At 72.2% G+C, this 1,636-nt stretch carries 2 protein-coding genes; both read right to left on the minus strand.

Annotated elements, in window-relative coordinates; genetic code table 11:
- On the minus strand, positions 1-1,390 hold a 1,390-nt coding region (locus ACY35P_RS15580; protein ID WP_462116748.1), incomplete at its 3' end, for a PIG-L family deacetylase.
- Positions 1,375-1,636 (minus strand): SAM-dependent methyltransferase (locus tag ACY35P_RS15585; protein WP_462116749.1); only part of this gene is annotated, 262 nt, incomplete at its 5' end. The genes ACY35P_RS15585 and ACY35P_RS15580, both read right to left, overlap by 16 nt.

Here is a 1,636-nt window from a genome sequence, read left to right on the forward strand (position 1 = left end):
GCACCACGTCGCGCCCCGCGCGCTGGTCCACCGACGCACCCGCCGACGTGAGCCCGGACTGTCCGAGCGACGCGCGATACACGGCGCTCACGCCGGGCACCCGCACGAGGCGCGACTGCAGGCAGACCTGCATCCAGAAGTCCCAGTCCTCGTAGGCATCCAGGTCGACGTCGAAGCTGCACGTGTCCAGCAGGCGCCGACGGAACAGCACCGCGTGGATCGGCAGGCGATTCCAGAACAACTGGCGCGCGAAATTGACCTCGTCGTCGTAGACGTCGACGACGCGGCCCGCGCTCTCGACGCGCACGCCGGCGTGGGCCGCATCGACGCCCGGCGCGGCCACGAGCGCCTCGACGAGGCGATGCACGTGGTCGGGAAGGAAAAGGTCGTCCTCGTCGAGGAAGATCAGCGCATCGCCGCCGGCCGCGTCGCATCCGGCTTTCGCCGCGGCGCCGCGGCCGAGCGGCGTGCAGCGCGTGGCGGCGACGACGTCGAACCGTCCGCAACGTTGCGGCAGGGCGAGGTCGCCGCGCGCGTCGACCAGGACCACCTCGATGTTGGCGTACGTCTGCAGCGCGATGGAGCCCAGCGCATCGTCGAGTTCGGGTCGCCCCGTCGTTCGCACGATGACGCTCACGCGCGGCCGGTCGGCCGGCAGCACGGGAATGCCGTCCGCACGCTGTCGCGACAGTTCGGAGCGGTGGTCGACCAGGACATCGCGCTCCAGCGTGGCGGCGTCCAGCACGCGAAACGCCTCGGCGGCCTCGACGTCGCGCGGCAGCGTATAGGTGCGGAAGCGGTTCAACGCCGCGACGTGCTCGTCGTAACGCTGCTCCTGCAGCTGCGAGGCGAAGCACGCGACCGCGCGCGCCTTCTCATCGCGGAACGGCGTGATGTCCAGGAGATGCGTCGGCACCAGCGGCGCCGCGACTTCGTATTGCACCAGCCGGCGCTCGCCGCCCGCGCGGCGCACCGCTTCCATCGCAGCCATCGCCATCCCGCGGTGGTCGGGATGGAATTCGTGCAGCGACGGCGCGTAGATCGTGTCGGCGTCGCCCAGGCTGGCGAGGATGCGCTGCACGAGCCGTTCGCCGTATTCGAGCCCCCGGTCCGGCTCGCCCCAGAACTCCGGGGCGCCGTATCCGAGCACGGCCGCGGCGCAGCGCGATTCCTCGCGTCGCAGCGCCACGTAGGCGTCGCCGTCCGCACCCTCCCGTCCGCGCGCGCCGTCCGTCGCGACGATCACGCGCACCGGAACGCCGGCCGCGACGTGCGCGGCGATGGCGCCCGCGCAGCCGATGACTTCGTCGTCCGGATGCGGCGCGAGCACGAGGACGGACCGCCCCGGGAGGCAGCGGACCGCATCGTGCGGCATCAAGCGGGTTTCCATGGATCCGGCGGCTCCGTCGAAGGGTGTCGGTACAGCACGATGTAGGTGTTCTCGCCGGCGTCCGCGCCGGTGAGGTGGATGAGCGCGTCGCGGCGCAGGTGGCGCTCGATCTCGCGCATCGTGGTCTCGGCGCCGCCCTGCATGCCCCACCCCGCCACGACATGGTCCAGGGCCGAGCCCAGGACCAGCACGCCGTCGGGCGCCAGGCGATCCACGAGCGTTTCGATCGCGCGTGCCAGGGCGTCC

The organism is Lysobacter xanthus (assembly GCF_047159895.1).